The organism is Marinobacter alkaliphilus (assembly GCF_055394375.1).
In genome coordinates this window covers 2,385,172-2,403,587 of sequence record NZ_AP043751.1, presented here as the reverse complement: position 1 = coordinate 2,403,587, position 18,416 = coordinate 2,385,172, and the positions used below count along the sequence as shown (strand labels likewise).

At 57.5% G+C, this 18,416-nt stretch carries 14 protein-coding genes; 3 read left to right on the top strand and 11 right to left on the bottom strand.

All coding sequences use genetic code 11. The annotated features are described in order from the left end of the window. Positions 1–52: 52 nt before the first annotated feature. The 6 genes from ACZ5Q2_RS11000 to ACZ5Q2_RS10975 form a co-directional block, all read right to left on the bottom strand. Positions 53–2,149, bottom strand: coding sequence for a YCF48-related protein (locus tag ACZ5Q2_RS11000; protein WP_061333603.1), 2,097 nt, complete (start codon positions 2,147–2,149; stop codon positions 53–55). A 58-nt stretch (positions 2,150–2,207) separates the two neighbouring features. Then, positions 2,208–3,833, bottom strand: coding sequence for a toxin-antitoxin system YwqK family antitoxin (locus ACZ5Q2_RS10995; RefSeq protein WP_061333604.1), 1,626 nt, complete (start codon positions 3,831–3,833; stop codon positions 2,208–2,210). Between the two features lie 30 nt (positions 3,834–3,863). Next, complete coding sequence (locus ACZ5Q2_RS10990) at positions 3,864–6,266, bottom strand: hypothetical protein (RefSeq protein ID WP_061333605.1); 2,403 nt, start codon at positions 6,264–6,266, stop codon at positions 3,864–3,866. Positions 6,267–6,419: 153 nt separating this feature from the next. Beyond that, on the bottom strand, positions 6,420–8,144 hold the full coding sequence (locus ACZ5Q2_RS10985; RefSeq protein ID WP_061333606.1) for a sugar phosphorylase: 1,725 nt from the start codon (positions 8,142–8,144) through the stop codon (positions 6,420–6,422). Beyond that, a complete protein-coding gene (locus ACZ5Q2_RS10980; protein ID WP_061333607.1) occupies positions 8,141–9,364 on the bottom strand; it encodes a glycosyltransferase family protein in 1,224 nt (407 codons plus the stop codon). Before ACZ5Q2_RS10980 ends, ACZ5Q2_RS10985 begins: the two co-directional genes overlap by 4 nt. A 13-nt stretch (positions 9,365–9,377) precedes the next feature. Next, positions 9,378–10,181 carry an HAD-IIB family hydrolase gene (locus ACZ5Q2_RS10975; RefSeq protein ID WP_061333608.1) on the bottom strand — a complete coding sequence of 268 codons (804 nt, stop codon included), beginning with the start codon at positions 10,179–10,181 and terminating at the stop codon, positions 9,378–9,380. A gap of 108 nt (positions 10,182–10,289) precedes the next feature. Here ACZ5Q2_RS10975 and ACZ5Q2_RS10970 point away from each other — a divergent pair, with 108 nt between their 5' ends. Further along, positions 10,290–11,744: a protein adenylyltransferase SelO gene (locus ACZ5Q2_RS10970; RefSeq protein ID WP_432210119.1), complete on the top strand. Its 1,455-nt coding sequence runs from the start codon at positions 10,290–10,292 to the stop codon at positions 11,742–11,744. 159 nt (positions 11,745–11,903) lie between these two features. Further along, on the top strand, positions 11,904–13,289 hold the full coding sequence (locus tag ACZ5Q2_RS10965) for an AmpG family muropeptide MFS transporter (protein ID WP_106695133.1): 1,386 nt from the start codon (positions 11,904–11,906) through the stop codon (positions 13,287–13,289). Positions 13,290–13,310: 21 nt separating this feature from the next. On the opposite strand, the gene ACZ5Q2_RS10960 is transcribed toward ACZ5Q2_RS10965, so the two are convergent. Next, a complete protein-coding gene (locus ACZ5Q2_RS10960; RefSeq protein ID WP_058092389.1) occupies positions 13,311–13,793 on the bottom strand; it encodes a YajQ family cyclic di-GMP-binding protein in 483 nt (160 codons plus the stop codon). Positions 13,794–13,930: 137 nt separating this feature from the next. Between ACZ5Q2_RS10960 and ACZ5Q2_RS10955 the strand changes: the two genes are divergently transcribed. Further along, a complete protein-coding gene (locus ACZ5Q2_RS10955; protein ID WP_058092390.1) occupies positions 13,931–14,902 on the top strand; it encodes a response regulator in 972 nt (323 codons plus the stop codon). Between the two features lie 437 nt (positions 14,903–15,339). Here ACZ5Q2_RS10955 and ACZ5Q2_RS10950 read toward each other — a convergent pair whose 3' ends face one another. From ACZ5Q2_RS10950 to ACZ5Q2_RS10935, 4 genes are all read right to left on the bottom strand, one after another. Beyond that, on the bottom strand, positions 15,340–16,386 hold the full coding sequence (locus ACZ5Q2_RS10950) for an AraC family transcriptional regulator (RefSeq protein ID WP_061333613.1): 1,047 nt from the start codon (positions 16,384–16,386) through the stop codon (positions 15,340–15,342). Between the two features lie 7 nt (positions 16,387–16,393). After that, positions 16,394–16,753, bottom strand: a complete 360-nt coding sequence (locus ACZ5Q2_RS10945; protein WP_061333615.1) for a type II toxin-antitoxin system PemK/MazF family toxin — start codon at positions 16,751–16,753, stop codon at positions 16,394–16,396. Further along, positions 16,731–16,931, bottom strand: a complete 201-nt coding sequence (locus ACZ5Q2_RS10940) for a DUF2281 domain-containing protein (RefSeq protein ID WP_061333617.1) — start codon at positions 16,929–16,931, stop codon at positions 16,731–16,733. The genes ACZ5Q2_RS10945 and ACZ5Q2_RS10940 overlap by 23 nt, the downstream gene beginning before the upstream one ends. A 211-nt stretch (positions 16,932–17,142) precedes the next feature. Further along, positions 17,143–18,354: an argininosuccinate synthase gene (locus ACZ5Q2_RS10935; protein WP_061333619.1), complete on the bottom strand. Its 1,212-nt coding sequence runs from the start codon at positions 18,352–18,354 to the stop codon at positions 17,143–17,145. Positions 18,355–18,416: the final 62 nt, after the last annotated feature.

The window sequence follows — 18,416 nt, the reverse complement described above, 5'->3', positions numbered from 1 at the left end:
ATTACAAACCACCGTTCCTTGCGCTACTCCTCAACAAAATCATAATTCCTGATCAGATGGCAGACCGCCGAACACGGTAGGTTTTCATCTCAAGCTGCTCTGCGGTGTCATCCAACCCCACCTGGCCACCAAACTGTTCCAGAAGCCCCTCAAGTACCTCACCCTGTTCTTCGTCACCTCGATGCCCGAACACTATCGCCAGCGGATTAGGGCAATAGGATTGCTCCCACAACCGATACACCTCATTGCCATAACTACGGTACCCAGACGTTGTATACCACTTCCAGTTCTCATCCTTACGGCTCACCTGGTTGAGCTTGGCCAGATCCGCTACAGACAATACCGGCCCGGGCGCGTCTTCTTTCTTGAGGTATCCGGCAAGGCTATCTGCCAGTTTCAGAACCCGGGGTTTCTCGCAACCGTACGATTTGCTGCGGCTGATCACATAGAGATAGTCGCCAGGCTCGTTCGCGCCCTGCTCTTCATTGGCTTCCTTCGAATCGACGCCGTTTTCAACCTTGGGGCCATGGTCGACCTCTTCGAGGCGAATGGTCTCGATGCCGGAAACATTGAAAGGCCGGGATGACTCCTCCGGTGTTTCAGTCAGGCCGGCCAGAAACTCGTGGATAGACTCCTGATCCGCGCCCCCTCTCCCAGCAACCACATGAGAGGGCACATCCGCGAAAATGGTCACTGTGCTGTAGTCAGAACTGACCACACTGTCCAACAGCGCGGCCTGCTTTAACCGACGTTCCAGATAAGGCCGCTCGGCCTCGCTATATCCGGGTTTGTCCGGAACCATCGGATAGCTTTGCAGATAACCGTAGGGGCCTTGCAGAAGCAGATAGCTGAAATACCGGTCATCCCATACGGATCTGAGTTCCTTTAACGGTAAACCAGAGTCTGATCGAATCTCCTGAAAAAACTCTCCCATCCCGTTAAAAACGGCAGGAGTCAGTACATCATCACCGGCGCCCGCTGCAGACAGAGATATCTCAACCCACTCAACCGCCCTGCCTGACTCCTGCCATTGGTAAGAACGACTGCCCGATTCTGCAAGCTGCAATACTGCCGATGTCTCAACCCGCCCCAACAATGATCTCGCCATCAACTGGCCGGTCGCACCATTCTCAACACCATGGAACCAATACTGATTGTCCTGCCGATATCCAACTCCCTGAATACCCGCCAGCAACAACCTGTTGTTCTCACCCTCAGCGACCCCCGTCAGGGCCCCCAACGGGAGATCAAGCTCCGGATAAAACATCTCTCCGCCCGCAGCGCGCCGGGCCACGATACCCTCACTTCCAACCAGGATCACACTGCCGTCAGACAAAAGGCGCCCACCGAAATAGCCCACCTTGCTGGCGCTTTTGATGCTATTCCAGCTCACTCCGCCGTCCGGGCTTTGCATTACCGTGCCTTCTGCTCCAAAGGCCAGAGCCTCACTGCCACCTAAGCCTATTACGCCCAATAGTGGCTTGTACCCCTCACGAAACACTTGCCAGTCGTCGCCCCACTCCGAACGGGAAAGAATGTCACTGCCATCGGTAACAATCAGTTGATGCCCGCTCTCCAGAATGGCCACTCCGTTGAGGTCTGAGCCGTAAGACCTCGCCGCCAGACGCTCCCGCGTCCAGTTTTCACCACCATCAAGCGTCGTGAGAATAAAGCGGTTGGGCCCAACGATAATGCCCTTGCCGTGACTATCGAAAGCCACGTCCATCAGCGCCTGATCAGAATCTATCTGCTGGTCCAGTTGAAGAGGCTCCCAGGTGTCGCCCCCACTATCCGTTCGCAGCACCGTGCCATCATGGCCAACGGCCCAACCGGTCTGATCAGACACAAAGCTAACCGCGGTCAGGGTGCTATTCACCCCGGAACTGACCACTCGCCAGGAACTACCGTTGTCATCCGAAACCCTAATCGCACCGGATTCACCCACTGCCACGATGCGGGAACCCGCACGATCAAGATCAATGAATACCTGCGAAGGAAACACCTCGGACGTTGCAGCCAGCCCGCTATCAGACGCACCCCGCTGGTCATCGCCAGACGCATCCGTATTGTCACTGTTACTGCAACCACCCAATACCCCAAGCGCCAGCAGGCCTGCGGCAAACACTCCGATAGAGCGGATTTTCAACATGATACCTTTGTCCTCAAACCGTCCGTGTTCCTGCACAGCCTCAAACCATGCTTTTTCATCAGCGCACCCGCGAAGTCGACAGGGAGTCCAGGGTTATGTCGCCCTCACTGATGAGCGTTCCATTTTCGTAGTGCTTGCGAATCACAGACATACCGCCGTAACCCACTTCAATCCACTCCCCGTGGGGCTCGCCGTCGCGATAGCTGCGTTTCTTCAACATCTGGCCAACGCTGGAGAACTCGTAGTGAACGCCTTCCGGTTTCCCGAGCCGGTAATTGCCCTGGCGTACGATACGCCCGTTTTCGGTCGTTTCCAGATAGTCGCCATCCGGCTCGTCTTTGTAGAAGTTAGCCACCACGCGATGGCCATATCCGTCGCTGAAATCGGCCGGTCCATGTTTCTGTCCATTTTCATAATGGATGACATCTGAGCGCTCTCCGGTCTCGTCAAAGCGCTCGTAACGGCCGTGGCGTTTGCCGGCACGATAGTTCACTTTCTCGGTTATGCCATTGCTCTGTAGCATTAGCCACGGGCCTGTTTTCAGGCCATTCTCGTAACGCCCTTCCTCGCGGGCACCACCACTGCCCTCCCGGAGGGAATCGCCATGTTTTTCCCCGTCCTTGTAGTGCTCCCGCACCAGGGTCGACCATTGCCGGGTCAGGAGCAGACCCTGTAGCCCTTTGTCATCCTGCTCCCGCCGGGCGATGAGCTCACCACTCTCGCTGTATTCTTCCTCAAGCTGCCAATCACCCACCTTGTGTTTAAGCTTGACCAGCCGCTCACCGTCGCCATATTGCTCATCCCGGGACTCAACAAGCCGGCCGTTGTCATCCAGAACGCGCATCACCTTGCGAGACAGACTACCGTCCATTCGGTAGTAAAGATCCTCACCCACCGGCTGAGACCGGAACTTACTGGCAATATACACACGCTCGGGTGTGCCGTCGGGGTAGTAGGTTTTCTGCAAACCCAGCCGGTTACCCTCGTGGTAATGCTCCTCACTGGCCAGAATTCCATCTCGATAGGTTTCCAGCACTCCCTGATACTTGCCATCCAAGAAGGTGGCTTTCCGGATTAGGTGGCCCTGTTCATCCAGCTCCCGGTAATTTCCTTCCCTGGCCCCATTCACGTAGTGGGCCTCTTTGGTCAGCTGACCATTTTTATACTCGGCATAATCGCCATGGCGCCGATAATTCCGGATGGAATAGCGACGGGTTACCCGGCCTGCCTCGTCATATTCGGTGTAGTCTCCATCGGCGATGCCGCCGCCATAATAGTCAAGCGAGCGCTCAAGCTGGCCGTTCGGGTGATAAGCCTTGTAGGCACCGTGGAGCACCGGGTAATTGTTGCCGCAGTCGCAGATCTGGTCACGAACCACGTAACTGGCCTGCACTGAAACCTGCCCATCGGCGTAATATTCCACCGCATCACCCAACAGGTCCTTGCGGTTAAAATCCGGCGTGGGTGAGAGGCCTTCCAGCGCAACCTGGCCGTCAGCGTAGAAGAGTTTGACCTGATAAAACTCATCCACCTTGGGAAGTGGCAGCTCAAGGTAACTCGCCTTCCGGTGCCAGGGATTGGCAGGGTCGTAGTAATCGCCATTTTCAGCAAACCATACCCGTTGGTCGGCTTGCACAATCAGCGGCATACAGAGCAATACAGTAAACAACAGCTTTTTGGTCATGGTCTCATCCTGAGTTATTGACCGGTTGAATCAAGGCAGTGGCGGGAACTGCACAGACACCTGCCTGGCTTCCCGCTCCATACTCACGGGGTAACGGACCTCAGCGATTTCGCCCCAGAAACGGAGATCCATGCCATCACCATCCCAACCTTCCGAAGGGTTCCCTGAGTAGGCAGGAGACAGAGGCTCCAGAACTTTACCGTCCCGGTTGTAGGCGATCAAAGGCAGCTCTCTTAGATTGAATCGCTGCTGGATCTGCTTGAGAGTCTGGTGTTGGGATTTGCTCAGCCTCAGGGTGCTGGGGTCTACCCGGAATAACTGACCGCTATCAGGAACGGTCCCCCTGTGCAGCACTACCTTGGTTATGCAGTCAACATTGACGTCAATCTCAAGGTCGTAGAAATATTTCAGGCCATGCTCGGTAACCAACTCACGGCCGGGCTGATCGTTATAGGCGCCGGATGCAAACAGTAGTTGCGACGTTCCATAGCTTTGCTCGGCAGAAAAACGGACAGGGCTACCCTGGTACATTGGTTCGCCAGCCACAGAAATGTCGCAGCGCCCGGCGCCCTCACCAGGAACCACGGCACTGAGCCTGTTCTGACGAACGCCTTCGAGTACCACCTCATCCAACTCAAATGATGAAAACTCCAGCACCGGCTCCCGGTACTGCTCCAGAGTTCGCTCACCAACCACCGGCCCGCCATCTAACGTGGGGAGCGCGTTCGGGGCTACAAACGTACGCTGCTCCACCTCACGGCCGTACACATAAACCTGAACGCCTTCAATGGGCTGGCCACCCTCTGCCCCCAACTCATAGATCCAGTCACCGTAGCGCTCTTCCATAGGGGAGGTTATGAGTGTGTCGGTGGCTGAATGCGCAAATTGCTCGGCCCTGGCCCAGTGATCACCCTCATCCGAGGTTTCCAGAAAGGCATTCCGCAGAGGTTCAATCGCCGTATGAGTCAGCCGCAGGCTGAACGTCGGCAGAAAGTCGCCTTCGGCATTCACAGGATAGGCGCCAATCAACGGAAAGCTGGTGGGTAGCGAACCCCCGGGCTCATGGGCCCGAACCAGGAGCCCATCGGGATCCCAATCTTCTACAGATAGCGTCAGCCCAAGGCTCTCGATGTGGCGGGATGGGGTTTCCGGCGTCAGCACAAAGCTGTGCAGCTCTCCGGGCACGATAACCGTGGCATCCACCTCCACCGAGGCAATCGCATCCAACTGATCGCGCGTTAACTCACTGGCGATAAACGGCACTCGGCGATGGTCGGCGCTGTCAATCGAATACAGAGTGTAACGCGGATCACGCGGTACCGAATCGGTCACAGGTTCACCCTCGGCATCCAGCAGCCGGACGGCGCTCGCAGGCTCAAACTCAACGGCTGCGAAATGATAATGCTCAATCTGGAAATCCAGCCCCAGGCGACCATCAACTTCCTCACTGCCGAACCAGAGCAGAGACCTCTCCAGTTGTTCAAAGGATTCTTCGGGCGTGGCCAGGGCAAACGGCGGCAGGTAATAGGTTTCGAACTCCGGATCGGTGGTATCGACAACCCGGCTATCCAGCGCCCCCAGTGCCCGGTACCATGCTTGCCCCGCCTTGAATCGCGGCTCTATACCGGTCTGGGTCAACGTCATCGTGCTTTTCAACGCCAGGTGCTGGTCGGCGTATTCAAATACCCCACTGATTCGCGCAGCAGCGCGCCTCGGCCACCCGGTCAGGCGCTCAAGCTCCATAAAGCCCTCGATTTCAACGGCAGCAGAGTCAGTGGCTCCCTCCGTTGTCACCGAACGGAACTTCAAAGAAACGGTGTCGTCATTCACATGGCTGATTTCGTATTGCACCGCTGGCAGCGACTGACCGCCCATATCGCGTGCCGGCACCTGCCAGCTCACGCCTACTCGGGGCTTACCCGAAGGAAAAGCTGGCTGGTAGGTGTGCATCACGCTGAGATCGCGGCTTAGCATATCCCGAACGGGTTCAGGCAACCGGGAATCTTCCGTGAGCTCGGCCAGGGCGGACTCATTCACGTAATTGGTTTCAAGTACCTGACCATCGCTGGCAACCCGTTCAACAATCCCGGCCTTGAGCAATGCCGCCATAGACTGCAGCCGGTCACTGTATTCCGGAATCTGCTCCGTATCGAGACCGAGTCGATCCTGCTCCCAAAGCTGGGTATGCAAAGAGCGGGATTGCAACTCAACCACATCATTGTCTACCGCCAGTACGTCACTGCGCAGCAGGCTTTCCATTCGGACACGAGTCGGCTCCCTGCGAAACCCGCTGGGCGTTTGCAGTTCGGCGGTTTGTTCGAGAATAAAATGGCGGCTGTCGCCCGGCTCGGGCTTAAAGGCAAGGCTGTCGCCGGTGAACCAGAACATTCCGGCCAAACCTAACGACAGTAACAAAGCTACTGCGACGAACATCCTCATCGTCTCTGTCCCCTCCGTGGGTCATCAGTCAGTTAATGCGGCGGGATTATAGGGGCTGCCTCCACAGAACTCAATGCAACAGGCTCGCAATGGGGTCAGACCCCAAGACATTTCACCCCATCAAATGTTCTGGGGTCTGACCCCAACTTAGTTGGAGAGCCAGACGCTTTGGTAGGGTTTCAGGGTTAGCACGCCGGCCAGGTCGTCAACGGCCATACCGGAAAGCAGATCGGTCCACTGGTCGGTGCCGATGAGGTTGATGTCGGTGAGGGCCACTTGCTGCACTTCGTCGCTTATGTTGTGGATGCAGAAGATGGATTGCTCCCGGCGCATGCTCTGGCGCCAGAAGCCGAACAGCTGCAGGCCCAGGTGCAGGGTAAACTGGGTGGCGTTGGGGTGGAAGGCGGGTTGGGCGCGGCGGATGGCGATCAGGCGCTTGAGTTCGGTGAAAGCTTTGCTGTGGTGGCTGAGTGGGTCCGCCAGGGCGGCTTCCACGGCATCCAGCTGCCACTGGCCGCGATTAATAGAGCGGAAGCGGCCGGTGTGTTCTACCCGGGCATGGTCGTTTTCGGTGGCCAGCAGGCTGTGAATATAGAACGCAGGAATACCTTCCAGCGCCAGCATAATGGTGTGGGCGCAAAGGAATCGCTGTAACTGCCAGTGGTCTGCGCCACCCTTGGCGGTGCCTTTGAGGGCATCCCACAAGGCAATGTTCATTTCATAGGGCTGGTCCCGGCCATCGGCGGTGCGCCGGTAGGATACCTTGCCGCCAAAGGATTCCATGGTGTTGATCAGCCGCTGCTTTTCGTCCTCGTCCAACAGGCCGTCAGTGGGCCGCAGGCCAACGCCGTCGTGGGAGGCAATGAAGTTCAGGTAGGTGGTGCCCATCTGCGCCGGCGGCATGCTCATCAGCCAAGTTTTCAGGTGCCGGCAATTGCCGGTGACCAGGGTATTGATCAGCAGTGGCGGTAACGAGAAGTTGTAGATTGCATGGGCTTCGTTGGCGTTGCCGAAATAAGTCAGGTTCTCCCGGTTGGGCACGTTGGTTTCGGTGATCACCACCGCATCTGGCGTGTGGTGCTCAATCAGCAGGCGCAGAATCTTGATCAGCTCGTGGGTCTGCTGCAGGTGAATGCAGGGCGTGCCCGGTTCTTTCCACAAGAACGCCACCGCATCCAGCCGGAAGATCCTGACCCCACGTTCCAGGTAATAGTGGATAATCCGGGCAAATTCGATCAGCACTTCCGGGTTGGCGAAATTCAGGTCCACCTGGTCTTCGCTGAAGGTACACCATACGTGGCGCTCGCCGTCATCGGTCTGCACCGGGGTCAGCAACGGCGAGGTTCGGGGGCGCACTACCATGCTTAAATCGTCTTTCGGGTTGCCCTCAAAGAAGTAATCCTTGCCCGGCCCCACGCGCTTGCGAAAGTTCTCGAACCAGCGGCTGCGGGCGGACATGTGGTTGATCACCAGGTCGGCCATCAGCTTGTAGTCCGCGGCGATGGCCTCGATGTCTTCCCAGCCACCGTGGGACTCGTTCACCGCCAGGTAATCCATCACCGAAAAGCCATCGTCCGAGCTGTACGGGAAAAACGGCAGAATATGCACGGCACTGATGACGTCCTGCAGGCAGTCGTCCAGAAACCGCTTCAAAGTCACCAATGGCTTCTCATCCGGCTGCTGAACGGTATCGGCGTAGGTGATCAGCACAATGTCCGATGGGTCCCAATGGTTCTGGTGCGCCGGCGGGGCCTCGGCATCGGGCGCCAGTGCCATGGCATCTATTAACTGCTCCGCCACAAAGGCACAGTCCACCGCTGGGTAGACCACTTCCAGCATGGCCACCAGTTTGCTGTCGAGGGTCTGGCTCATGGCCGGAACTCCTGGTTATCCAGTTCCACCGCCTCCAGCAACTGCTCCCGGATATCCGGAATGGCACTGGTTACCCGGTTCCAGCTCGGGATGAACGGCGTGTCCATGGGATTGTCGAGGAAATAGGCGCCGGCGCGCATCACGTTCTGGGCGAACAGCTCCACCGCCTTCTCTTCCTTGTGACGATCGAAACTCAGGCCATTGATGATGGCGTCGTTCTGGTAGGTCTCCACAAAATCCAGGGCAATACGGAAGTAACTTGCCTTGATGGTGCGGAACTTTTCGTTGGAGAAAATCTCACCGTTAGTGGCCAGCTTACGGAACAGCGCCTTGGAGATGTCCACGCTCATCTTGGACAAGCCCCGGCTGGCGTCTTCCGGTGACAGCTCCTGATGTTTGTGGTCATAAACATCCGCCACGTCCACCTGGCACAAGCGGTTGGTGGCGTAGTTACGCTTCATTTCGGACAAGACGCCAATTTCCAGGCCCCAGTCGCTGGGAATACGCAGGTCATTAATCACATCGGTACGGAAGGAGAACTCGCCCGCCAGCGGGTAGCGGTAGCTGTCCAGGTAATCCAGAAAATCGTTGGGGCCACACACTTTTTTGAGGGCGCGAATCAGTGGCGTGACCAGCAGGCGGCTGACCCGGCCATTCATGCTGCCGTCCGCCACCCGTGCATAATAGCCTTTGCAGAACATGTAGTTAAAACCGGGGTTGGCCACCGGGTAGATCAGGCGCGCGAGCAAATCCCTGGAATAGGTCAGGATGTCGCAATCATGCAGGGCCACGGATTTACTCACACCCGAGGCCAGCACGTAGCCAAAGCAATACCACACATTGCGGCCCTTCCCCATCTCCGTGGGTGCCAGGCCCTGCTCCCGCAATTTCATATCCAGTGCCCGCAACCGGGGGCCATCGTTCCAGAGCACCTTGAACGGCTGCGGCAGCTCGGAAAAATACTCCAGGGCATGGCGATACTGGGTTTCATCGGCACGGTCCAAACCGATCACAATCTCATCCAAATACGGAACCTTGGTCAGCTCCTGGACGATGTTTTTAAGCGCAGGCCCTTCCAGCTCCGAGCACAAAGACGGCAACACCAAAGACATAGGCCGGGCTTTACGAAAGCTCATCAGGTCCGCTTCAACATCCTCCACGGGGCGGCGCACAAGGTTGTGCAGGGTGGTGATAATGCCATTCTGGTAAAAGTCGCCCATGGCGGCTCCTCCTTTACTGGTAGCCGTACTCAAAGAGCAGATTGAGCACGCATTCATTCCAACCCTCCGGGCCGGGCTTGAGGGAGCGCATGGCGTGCCGGGACGACGGCAACTGAACCTGATCACTGTTCACCCCGCGAATCACCACCGGTACGTCGGCGGCCTCCAGCATGCACTGGTCGTTGGGGCTATCGCCCAGGGCAATGGTCACAATCGGTTCTTCACCAAAGTGCTCCTGATAACGCTTCAGCAAGAACCGGGCCCCTTCCGCCTTATCAAAGGTGCCCATGGCATGCCAGAAGCGCCCGCCCTGCACCAACTTCAGGCCCTCCAGCTCAAGCGCCGCGCGGAATTGCGCCAGCTCTTCCTCCGTGCCATCCCACACCAGCGGCACCGTCGCCAAACGCTGTTTCGCCCGGGCCGCCTCCGTTACCGTCAACCGGGTAAGCGACGCCACCTGCTCCGCAGACAGGTCATCAAAGCTCCGAAACTGTGCACCGGATTCCCTCTGCACCAAAATAGTGCGAACAACCTCCTCATAGGATCTGCCGACATGGACCACTTCTTCCTCCGCATTGCCCAGGCAGCCAGCAGGAATCACCACCGCCGCGCCGTTCTCCGCAATAAACGGCCCCCGCAGCCCCATCATGCTTTGCAACTCACTGATCTCCGCCGCCGTTTTGCTGGAATTGAAAATCAATGGAATGCCATTGGCCCCCAACCGCGCCATCGCCGGCTTCGCCGCCCGCCAGCTATAGCTGTCGTGATCCAGCAAGGTGCCGTCCAGATCCGTAAAAACAATCAACCGTGGTTGCATTTCCCCACCCCGCTCTGCAATGTAACTGGGGTCAGACCCCAAGACATTTGATGCGGTGAAATGTTCTGGGGTCTGACCCCAAATTAGATTCAAGAACCAGGCCAGACTATGAACACGAATGCTTTCAAGGTGGAACACCGTTATCTGGAATTGCCGGACAGCTTTTATACGCGGGTGAAGCCGACGCCTTTGTCGCAGCCGGCTATGGTGTGTTTTAACCACAAACTGGCGGCGCAGATGGGTTTTCATGTTCAGGATGAGGCCGAGTGGGCCGGCGTGGGTGCCGGGGCGGAACTGCTGGAAGGCATGGACCCGGTAGCGATGAAGTACACCGGGCACCAGTTTGGCGTGTACAACCCGGAACTGGGCGATGGCCGGGGCTTGTTACTGTGGGAAACCGTGGCGCCAGACGGCACCCGCTGGGACTGGCACCTGAAGGGGGCGGGCACCACGCCCTACTCCCGCTTTGGCGATGGCCGGGCGGTGCTGCGCTCCACTATACGCGAATATCTGTGCTCGGAAGCCATGCACGGTCTTGGCATTCCGACCACCCGCGCCCTGTTTATGATCAGCGCGAAAGACCCGGTGCGCCGGGAATCCATCGAAACCGCCGCCGCGCTGATGCGAGTGGCGCAAAGTCATATCCGTTTCGGCCACTTCGAATTCGCCGCCCACCATGAAGGCCCCGAGGCACTGAAAACCCTGCTGGAACACGTGATCACCCTGCACTTCCCGCACCTGATCAGCTTACCGGAAGAACAGCGCTATCAACGCTGGTTTGAAGAGGTGGTCGAGCGCACCGCCCGGCTGATCGCAGACTGGCAGGCGGTTGGCTTCTGCCACGGCGTGATGAACAGCGACAACATGTCCATCATCGGCGACACCTTCGACTACGGCCCCTACGCCTTCCTGGACGATTTCGACGCCGGCTTCATCTGCAACCACACCGACGAGGGCGGCCGTTACGCCTACAACCGGCAGCCACAGACTGGCTTTGTGAACTGCCAGTACCTGGCCAACGCCCTGCTGCCAATCCTGGATGAGGACCACGTGCGCCGTGGACTGCGCCGGTACGAAACCACCTACAACGAACATTTCAAAAACAACATGAGGGCGAAACTGGGGCTGGAGGAAACCGACGACTCAGACATGAGCCTGATCATGGACACCTTCAGCATGCTGCACGAACACCGGGTGGACTACACACGCTTTTTCCGGGGCATCTCCAACCTGCACCGCCACGGCAACGCCCCGGTGCGGGATCTGTTTGCAGACCAAAGCGTAGCCGACGAATGGCTCGAACGTTACGAGGCCCGCCTCAAGACCGAAACCCGCGCCCACGACGAACGGGAATACGCCATGCGCCAGGTGAACCCAAAATACATCCTGCGCAACTACCTGGCCCAGCAAGTCATCATGGAAGCCCAGAATGGCGACTACGCGCCCCTGAAAGAGCTATTAAAGGTGCTGGAGCACCCATTCGACGACCAACCCGAGCACGAACACTACGCTGCCCTACCGCCAGACTGGGGCAAACACCTCAACATCAGCTGCTCCTCCTGAAGTTGGGGTCAGACCCCAGAACATTTGATGGGGTGAAATGTCTTGGGGTCTGACCCCAAATTGGCTCGGTAGGTCATTAAAGCTCGCTCACTTGGCCATTGGGGTTTAATTCCGCATAATCCCGGTTCTTGTATTCCACTCAGCTCCGGACGGCCATTCATGCCTCAGAGTTTTATCCTGAAGTTCCTTCAAGGCTTTCAAGTTTATCGAAACCCCCGGGTTATCGGCATGCTGTTCCTTGGCTTCTCCGCTGGGCTTCCGTTGCTGTTGGTGGGGGGTACGTTTACGGCGTGGCTGCGGGATCTGGGCGTTGAGCTTGCCACCATTGGCTTTCTCAGTTGGGTGGGCATGGCCCATTCCATCAAGGTACTGTGGGCACCGATTGTTGATCGCACCAGTATTCCGTTTCTCACCCGGTGGCTCGGGTGGCGGCGCAGCTGGATGCTGGTTTCCCAGATGAGTATCGCCGGCGCGTTACTGGGCATGGCGTTGACGGACCCAACCCAGCAACAGTGGCTGGTGGCGCTCTGGGCCGTGGTCGCCGCGTTCGGTTCCGCCACCCAGGACATCTCGGTGGATGCCTACCGGGTGGAAGCCGCGGAGCCCCATGAACAAGGCGGCATGGCCGCCAGCTATGTGACCGGCTACAGGGTTGCCATGCTGATGGCCAGTGCTGGCGCCCTGCATATTGCCGCCGTCGGCAGCTGGTCCCTGGCTTATGGCACCATGGCCCTGCTGATGGGCGTTGGCATGGTCACCACGCTGATCAGTTCCGAACCGAAGAACCGCCAGTCTGCGGCAGTGTTTGCCATGGAGGCGCGGGTTATCGGGTACCTGGACCGCACCAAACACAGTGGTGCCCGCAAGAACATCACCGCCTGGCTGATCGGCGCGTTTGTCTGCCCGTTCGCGGATTTCTTTCAACGGTACGGCAAAGCGGCGCTGGTGATCCTGCTGTTTATTGCCACCTTCCGCATCAGTGACATCTTTATGGGGGTGATGGCCAACCCGTTCTATCTGGACCTGGGCTTTACCAAGTCACAGATTGCCAACATTGCCGCCGCGTTTGGCTTGATCATGACCCTGAGCGGGGCCGCGGTCGGCGGCGCACTGGTAGCACGGTTTGGCATTGCCCGAATGCTGTTGTTCACCGCGTTTATGGCCCCGGCCACCAACCTCACCTTCGCCGGCCTGGCCATCATTGGCCCCCAACAACCGGGCCTTGTGGCCGCCATCATTGCCGATAACGTCACAGGCGGCATGGCCATTTCGGTGTTTATTGCCTACCTGTCCAGCCTCACCAACACCGCCTACACCGCCACCCAGTACGCGTTGTTCAGCTCATTGATGACGCTGCCCGGGCAGTTTGCGGCGGGCTTTACCGGGTTGCTTGCAGAACACGTGGGCTGGGTGGGATTCTTCCTGATCACCGCAGGAACCGGCGCGCCGGCCATTATCCTGGCGGCCCTGCTCTTCCGCATTGCTCACCCGGACAAGCCGGCACGAATAGAAGAGGATACTGCGCAGGGGCAGACAGCTCCCTAGCCATGCAGGGCAGGCCAGAACTCAATCGCGGAAGTTGTTAAACTGCAGCGGAATATCCAGCTCCGCCTCGCGCAGCATGGCAATGGCTTCCTGCAGGTCGTCCCGCTTCTTGCCGGTTACCCGCACCTTGTCGCCCTGAATGCTGGCCTGCACCTTCATCTTCTGGTCTTTGATCATTTTCACGATCTTCTTGGCCATGTCGGTTTCGATACCCTGCTTCAGGGAAAAATGCTGTTTCACCAGTTTGCCGGCCTTGCTCTCGCCGTCTTCCGCCAGAGCCCGGGCGTCAATGTTGCGTTTGGCGAAGGCCATACGCAGCAGATCAATCAGTTGCTCCAGCTGGAACTCCTGCTCGGCGCTCACCGTAATGCGCTTGTCTTCCAGTTCGATATCCGCCTGCACATTTTTAAAATCCCAGCGGTTACCCAGATCACGCTTGGCCTGATCCACCGCGTTGGTGACTTCGTGCATTTCAATTTCTGAAACAATGTCAAAAGAAGGCATGGTCGTTATTCTCCAAAGGCCACACGGGGGTATACTGTGGCGACATTAAAAATACCGGATGTTCCGAAACCGCCAAAGCATACCAAGAGCCGCGGCGAACCGCATCTGACAATGGACTGGTAAGAAGTAGACAAACGATGCCAAACCTGGACCTACCCATACTCGTAGTAGACGACGCCAAATTCAGCAGTATGGTGGTCGGCCGCACCCTGCGAAATGCCGGTTACCGCGATATACGCATTGCCAACAACGCGCCAGACGCCCTGAAGCTGATGGAACAGCGGCAGGTCAGCGTGTTGATTGCCGATTGGCTGATGCCTGAAATGGACGGGCTGCAACTGACCGACCACGTGCGCCAGCAGGATGAGCAGGACAACCACTACACCTACGTGATCCTGCTCACCGCCCGCGAAAGCGTGGAAGCACTGTCGGAAGCCTTCGACCGGGGCGTGGATGACTTCATCTACAAATCCGACATGACCAAACAGCTGATCCCCCGCATCTTTGCCGCCGACCGAATGGCCGATCGCCAGAATACCCTGCTGCGGGCCAACGCACTGCTGGTCGAAAACAACCGGGAGCTGGAATCCACCAACATTATCGACCTGGAAACCGGCCTGTGTAACAGCAAGTATGCCCGCCAGCGCCTGCAGAAAACCCTGCGCCATGCGGAATCCCGAGGCGGTTCCACCTCCTATGTGATGTGCGGCATTCGTAACTGGCAAGACCTGAAACGCAAGCACCCACCCAGCGTGATGAGCGAATTGGCCACCGGCATCGCCCGCCGCCTGAGCACCCTGATTCGCCCCATCGACGCCCTGTGCCGTGTTGGCGACAACCAGTTTGCCATCGTCTCCTACTTCCCGAACAGCGACCATTGCTCCACCACCGCGTTCCGGCGAATTTTTGATGGTATCAACCACAAGGCCCTGAAAACCACCGCTGGCTTTATCTCCGTGGAAGCCGGCATGGTCCTGTGCCGCGCCGACGCCCAGGACGGCACGCCCTCGGTGCAGGATATGGAACGGGCGGCGGTGCAAGGCCTGGTTGACGCCTACGAAACCCGCCGCTTTACCGAAACCAAACCCGAGATACGGGAAGGTGTGTAGCCCTCACAAACGGTAACAACGGGACACAGATCACAAACAGACAGGAAGGGCACGAGGGCTTATTCTGAAACCGTGGAATCAAGCAGTATCCGCCCATGGCGGAGGAGCCGAGTAGTAACTCCGCCGTATTATGGGCCCTGACTCCACAGGATTAACGAATTTTTCAGGCACTTTCGTTCTTTCCGAAGTAATTTCGAGCCAGCTCTTGTGAGCTGGCTTTTTTATTAGTTTTCCGGGTCTGTCTCAGGGGTCTGTCCCCGAATGGGGACTGACCCACTTTTGCCCGTCCTTGCCACTTAACTCGAACCCATGGGGCCAAGATGGGTCAGTCCCCATGCGGGGACAGACCCTGGGTTATCAGGGTCTGACCCAAAAGGGGTCTGACCCACCTTTGCCCGTCCCTGCACCAAAACTCGAACCCATGGGTCCAAAATGGGTCAGTCCCCGTTCGGGGACAGACCCTGGGGAGTCAGACCCTTTCGATAATCCCCAGGCGTCTTCCCGGCAGCCGCCTTAAACTTCCGATGAAACGACGTGGTCTCGCTGTACCCCAACCTCAGCGCGATATCGGGAATGCTCATCTCGGTATTCCGCAAATAATCCTCTGCCATCTGCTGGCGCACGTCATCCAGTAGCTTTTGGTAGGAAACACCTTCCTGGCTCAGTTTGCGTTGCAGGGTGCGGCTGGTCATGCCCAGGTCTTCGGCGATCATGTCTTGCCGGGTCACGCCGCTGGCCAGTTGTTTCTGAATGCCTTGCTTCACTCTGGAGGTCAGGTCGGTATCGGTATCCAGCAGCGCCAACTGCGACAGCGCATGGGCTTCAAGGGTCTTGCGCAGCAGCGGGTCTGGCTGGCGAAGGCGGGTGGCCAGTAGATCCTGGGGCATGGTCACCACATTCTCCGGCGCTTCGAACTCAACCGGGCAGCCCCAGCGCTCCTGATAAGCGCTCTCACAGTCAGGCCCGGGCGAGGAACGTTTCAGGGCAACCCGGATTGGAGAGGCGTTATCGTTATCCGCCAGCCAGCGAGCATAGTTAATCCAGGAGGCGAACACATTATCCACCACCTGGGGCCACACCACCGGGTCGGTAAAGTTGCAGGTCCACACCAACGACACTTCATTCCCCTTCATTCGTAGGCCCGTGGTGCCCATGTCCCCTACCAGTTTTTCATAGGGCGCAATTCGGGTGACGGCCTCCCCCAGCGTGGCACAGCTCATGGTGATATAGCCAAGCACACTGTAGGAACCGGGCTGAACGAAATCACCGGTTTCCAGGCCAAGGATGGGATTGCCGGATGCTTCGGCCAGCAGGCGAATAAACGTCTGCAACTGCTCGCCCGTCAGGCGGCCGTCATCGGTATCAAGGATATTCGGCTCAAGGCCGGCTTTGCTGAACAGCTCTGAGGTACTGATGCCCTTGGCATCGGCGTAGCGAACGTATTGGCGCAGGGCGGCGACAGAGGCGGTTCCGAATGCTGGCATATTTTTTCTATTTATTATTAAGTTCTAGAATTCCATGCAGTGCGCTTTTCAACTGGGCTTGGTCGTTTGTGTTCAGGGAACCCATTCGTTTCAAAATGATTGACTGCTCAACGGTTGCGATCAGCGGCTTCATCACCGAAGGTTTCAGCAAACCCGCCTGCTCCCAATCCTTTATTAACGCCTCACCAAAACTGAGAGGATCTCTAATCTGACTGGTAATCGCCATTATCACAAGATCAGGACGGTAAGCCTGATAAGCTGAAGAACTTATAACCACTGCAGGGCGCTTTTTTGTGGTCTTCAGATTGGTAAATGGAAAACCAACCAGAACCACATCACCAAATTCAAAGTTTGTCGTAGGCCGCATCGTCGTCGTTATCCCATACCTTTTGGAAAGAAGGTTCCGCTCCCCGCGCGAAATCCTTGCGCGTATGATGTTCACGATCTCTCTGGCTCAGAAAATCAATGAAATCCTCAACCTCGGATAAACGGTCTGCTGGCAAGTGTTCAAGCTTCTTAATCACTTGCTGAACTCTGTTGTCCATGACTAGCTCCTGTTAGCTCATACTAACTCGGCCAAGTATCGCACGATAGAGACAAAAACGCCCAGCGTTATGCTGGGCGCAAGGGTCTGTCCCCGAACGGGGACTGCCCCATCTTGGAACCAATGGGTTATAGTTTGGCGGCAAGGACGGGCAAAGGTGGGTCAGTCCCCGTTCGGGGACAGACCCTTGGGACAGACCCTGAGGTCAGACCCTACAGCTTCCGCCCTTTCCCAGCCGCAATCCGCAGCCGCAGCGCGTTCAGCTTGATGAAGCCTTCGGCGTCTTTCTGATCATACGCACCCTGGTCTTCCTCAAAGGTGGCAATCTTTTCGTCGAACAGGGAGTCGTCAGACTTCCGGCCAACTACGTCCACGTTGCCTTTGTAGAGTTTCAGGCGAACGGTGCCGTTCACGTAGGTTTGGGTCTGGTCGATCAGTGCCTGCAGGGCTTCGCGCTCCGGGGACCACCAGTAGCCGTTGTAGATGACCTCGGCGTAGCGGGGCATCAGGCTGTCTTTCAGGTGGGCCACTTCGCGGTCCAGGGTGATGGACTCAATGGCGCGGTGAGCACGCAGCATGATGGTGCCGCCCGGGGTTTCGTAGCAGCCGCGGGACTTCATGCCCACGTAACGGTTCTCTACGATGTCCAGACGGCCAATACCGTTGGCGCCGGCAACCTTATTCAGCGTCTCCAACACTTCGTGGGGCTTCATTTCCTGGCCATCAACGGCAACAATGTCGCCCTTCTTGTAGGTCAGTTCCACGTAAGTCGGCTTGTCCGGCGCGGCTTCCGGAGATACGCTCCAACGCCACATGTCTTCCTCGGCTTCCGCCCAGGGGTCTTCCAGGTTCATGCCTTCGTAGGAAATGTGCAGCAGGTTGGCATCCATGGAGTACGGGCTCTTGCCCTTCTTCATTTCCACCGGAATGTTGCGCTCTTCGCAGTACTTCAGCAGTTTTTCGCGGGAGTTCAGATCCCACTCACGCCAGGGAGCAATAACCTTCACGCCCGGCTTCAGTGCGTAGGCACCCAGCTCGAAACGCACCTGGTCGTTACCCTTACCGGTAGCGCCATGGGAAATCGCATCCGCGCCGGTTTCGTTGGCAATGTCGATCAAACGTTTGGCAATCAGCGGGCGGGCGATGGAAGTACCCAGCAGGTATTCGCCCTCATAGATGGTATTGGCGCGGAACATCGGGAACACGTAGTCGCGCACAAATTCTTCGCGCAGGTCCTCAATGTAGATTTCCTTAACGCCCAACGCTTCCGCCTTGGCGCGCGCCGGCTCAACTTCCTCGCCCTGGCCGATGTCGGCGGTGAAGGTCACCACCTCACAGTTATAGGTGTCCTGTAACCACCGAACGATCACGGAAGTATCCAGGCCACCGGAATAAGCCAGCACCACCTTTTTGATATCAGACATGCCCTTGCTCCAGACTGAACAGAATGGATGTATTGAAAAGAAGGTGCGTATTGTACGGGAGT

Excerpts from the sequence above, each read along its gene's own strand:
- ACZ5Q2_RS10945 (WP_061333615.1), bottom strand. The coding sequence starts at position 16,753 with ATGCGGCCTACGACAAACTTTGAATTTGGTGATGTGGTTCTGGTTGGT.
- ACZ5Q2_RS10990 (WP_061333605.1), bottom strand. The coding sequence starts at position 6,266 with ATGTTCGTCGCAGTAGCTTTGTTACTGTCGTTAGGTTTGGCCGGAATG.
- ACZ5Q2_RS10950 (WP_061333613.1), bottom strand. The coding sequence starts at position 16,386 with ATGCCAGCATTCGGAACCGCCTCTGTCGCCGCCCTGCGCCAATACGTT.
- ACZ5Q2_RS10960 (WP_058092389.1), bottom strand. The coding sequence starts at position 13,793 with ATGCCTTCTTTTGACATTGTTTCAGAAATTGAAATGCACGAAGTCACC.
- ACZ5Q2_RS10935 (WP_061333619.1), bottom strand. The coding sequence starts at position 18,354 with ATGTCTGATATCAAAAAGGTGGTGCTGGCTTATTCCGGTGGCCTGGAT.
- ACZ5Q2_RS10970 (WP_432210119.1), top strand. The coding sequence starts at position 10,290 with ATGAACACGAATGCTTTCAAGGTGGAACACCGTTATCTGGAATTGCCG.
- ACZ5Q2_RS10965 (WP_106695133.1), top strand. The coding sequence starts at position 11,904 with ATGCCTCAGAGTTTTATCCTGAAGTTCCTTCAAGGCTTTCAAGTTTAT.
- ACZ5Q2_RS10995 (WP_061333604.1), bottom strand. The coding sequence starts at position 3,833 with ATGACCAAAAAGCTGTTGTTTACTGTATTGCTCTGTATGCCGCTGATT.
- ACZ5Q2_RS10985 (WP_061333606.1), bottom strand. The coding sequence starts at position 8,144 with ATGAGCCAGACCCTCGACAGCAAACTGGTGGCCATGCTGGAAGTGGTC.
- ACZ5Q2_RS10980 (WP_061333607.1), bottom strand. The coding sequence starts at position 9,364 with ATGGGCGACTTTTACCAGAATGGCATTATCACCACCCTGCACAACCTT.
- ACZ5Q2_RS10955 (WP_058092390.1), top strand. The coding sequence starts at position 13,931 with ATGCCAAACCTGGACCTACCCATACTCGTAGTAGACGACGCCAAATTC.
- ACZ5Q2_RS11000 (WP_061333603.1), bottom strand. The coding sequence starts at position 2,149 with ATGTTGAAAATCCGCTCTATCGGAGTGTTTGCCGCAGGCCTGCTGGCG.
- ACZ5Q2_RS10940 (WP_061333617.1), bottom strand. The coding sequence starts at position 16,931 with ATGGACAACAGAGTTCAGCAAGTGATTAAGAAGCTTGAACACTTGCCA.
- ACZ5Q2_RS10975 (WP_061333608.1), bottom strand. The coding sequence starts at position 10,181 with ATGCAACCACGGTTGATTGTTTTTACGGATCTGGACGGCACCTTGCTG.